Here is a 2,501-nt window from a genome sequence, read left to right as displayed (position 1 = left end):
ATAAACATCGCCGATGATGCTTCCGCCTGTCACAATCAGGGTATCGTCACCGGCCTCAAGACGAATATCGCCGATGATGGTCCCTTCTGAAGTAATAGTCGCAGAGCCATCGTCGTCTTCTGTCACAGGACCATCCGCCCCGGCAGTCACCGTGTGTATCGCAATACCAGGGTCCCCCGCAATCACACGGGCACCGCTGTCGATCGTAATCGTCCCGGGGTCGCTCGACAGCGTTCGGATCGCGGCGGCGCCGCCTCCTGATCCGCCCGTCACAGACCCGGCCACCTCTATCTCAAAGCCTTTTGCACCTAACCAAAATTTTGTGAGGTCGGTGTTGGAAACAGTCACGTAATTCCCTGAAACGCGGATCCCGTCTGAACCCGATCCTAACGCCGTGACATTGGCATGCGCGCCCACCGTGACAAACGCCTCCGCTCTCGACCCCGAGGCCAAGCCCGCCTCAGTCCGCACGCCCACCGAGTTCGCCTGCGCTTCTGATTCCGCCCAAATCCCGTGAGACCCACTCCCACGCGTGATGACTGTGCCGCGCTGCATCTCCACGGTCACCCTGCCAGCGCCACTGGTGTCCGCCAAAATCCCATGGGATCCGGGACCCGCCCCCCCCAGGATATCCCCCTCGATCATTTCCACCTTCACCCCGTTTGTATTGTCGGAGTTGTTTGTATGGTCCGGGTTGTCAATCCGCGCATAAAGCCCGTAAGAGTTTGCACCACTCATGGTGATACGGCCCCCCTCCATTCTCACCAGCGCCATGCCAAGGCCGCCATTGGCTTGCGCAGAGGCTCCGCTGCTATTGGGACCATTAATGATGATCCTCCCAGCTCTCATTATCGCTGTCGCCGTCCCCTCGGATTGACTATAATCGCTACCGCTCTCCACCCGAAGCCCATGTGCCTGATTTCCATGCGTGGTGATCTGACTGGGGCCATCCGTTTCATCCATTTCCGCTAACGCATCGCCAACGCCTGGGGTCCTCGCCACAATCGCGGTTGAGTTTAAAAACGTCTCGATCGTCCCTCCGGTCATTTTCGCCGTCATATTGCTCTCAATAAGCCTCCTTTGGACCGCATCAGTTGGTGGGTTCCCCCCGTAAGCCGCCACAACCGCGTAAGCATCATTCCCTTCGGTGGTAATTTTTCCACCTCTCATGTGCGCGACTGCAAAGGTGGCTTCGCTTGTGGCACGGGTCGTTGCCCGAAGGCCGAGACCATCATGATTCTTCGTGTGAATTTCGCTATCTGCTTCACTCATTTCGGCCGTCACCGTGCCGACATAAAACGTTTCGTGAGCACCTGCGTAAACCGCGGCGGCCGCCCCTGCCGTCTGCTCGGTGATGATTAAGCCTCCACTCATTTCCGCAGTCACAACGCCACTACTGCCATGGGTGAACGCTGCAACCCCGTCGACATTGTGACCGGCAGCAATAGTAATCTTTCCTCCGGTCATAACCGCCCTGGCCTCGGCGCTGCTCGCGGTGTTGCCAATCCGCGCCCTAAGCCCAACAGAAGCGTTCCTATTTATGGTGATGTCATCGTCACTAAGACTGGTGAGGCCATCGTCGCTTGTGAGGCCATCCAGTTGGGCGTGCACACTGCCGCTGCCTGTGGTGAACGCCGAAACCCCGTGTCTGTTGGTAGTGACCTTCCCGTCCGTCATGTGCACCTTAACATTAGCCGTATCCGTCCCATTCACCTGCACGCCGGAGCCATTCACCGTGATACCAGAGCGGTCAAGTTCCAGAGTGAGGTCATTTGACGTGTTATAGGTGATACCATTAGTGTAGTTGTCAGCGTCACATGTGACTTTGCCGTTATTCGGAGTACCGCACGCATCGGCCGCCTGCTGGGCCGCCGCCTGGTCCACGCTGCCGGCAAACAGCACCGTAGCCGTCGCCACCACCGACAAACCCGGCGCAATGCTCGCCACCCGACCCTTGAACTTGGTCAAACGACCACCCCGAACCAATGTGTTGCGTGCACGAAGGGCTGGCTGGGTATCTGAGGACTGGTTTGTCATTTTTGAAACTCTCCTGTGAGGGACTCGAGCACAATCGAGGCAAGGCACCGCCCTGCCCGTCGAGTGGTCAGTGGGGTGGCAGAAATGCGGGCATAGGTATGGGGATCGGCCAGAGGCGGTGTTTGAGCCTCAAGCAGAAGCGAATTACCGTCAGGGATCGGCCACGTTGCTTTCGCGCCGTACATTGTGATCGCGGCAGAGGGCCAGGGTGTCACATCAGACCCCACACCACCGACAGCCACATCGCGTATCACGGGGGTTGGGGACGAGCGCGTTAAGCGGTCCCATCCGGAAACCGGGATCGGAGGGTCAGCTAGTCCACAAGCTGTGGCCGACCTTGGGCCGGGTGTCAGACTGTCAGAAGGAGAAGATCGGTGAGTTCTGCTGCCTACGCCACGCGCGGCATGAACCGATGAACCGATGAACCGATGAACCGATGAACCGATGAACCGATGAACCGATGA

At 58.5% G+C, this 2,501-nt stretch carries 1 pseudogene; it reads right to left on the bottom strand.

The annotated features are described in order from the left end of the window. A pseudogene (locus GTF44_RS21865) lies at window positions 1-2,037 on the bottom strand (hypothetical protein); the annotation flags it as partial. Window positions 2,038-2,501 lie beyond the last annotated feature (464 nt).

It is taken from the genome of Roseobacter sp. HKCCD6576-2 (assembly GCF_013179285.1).
Taxonomy (GTDB): domain Bacteria; phylum Pseudomonadota; class Alphaproteobacteria; order Rhodobacterales; family Rhodobacteraceae; genus Rhodophyticola; species Rhodophyticola oceani.
Note: the sequence above shows the minus strand (reverse complement) of the source record. Positions and strands in the feature narration are given on the sequence as shown.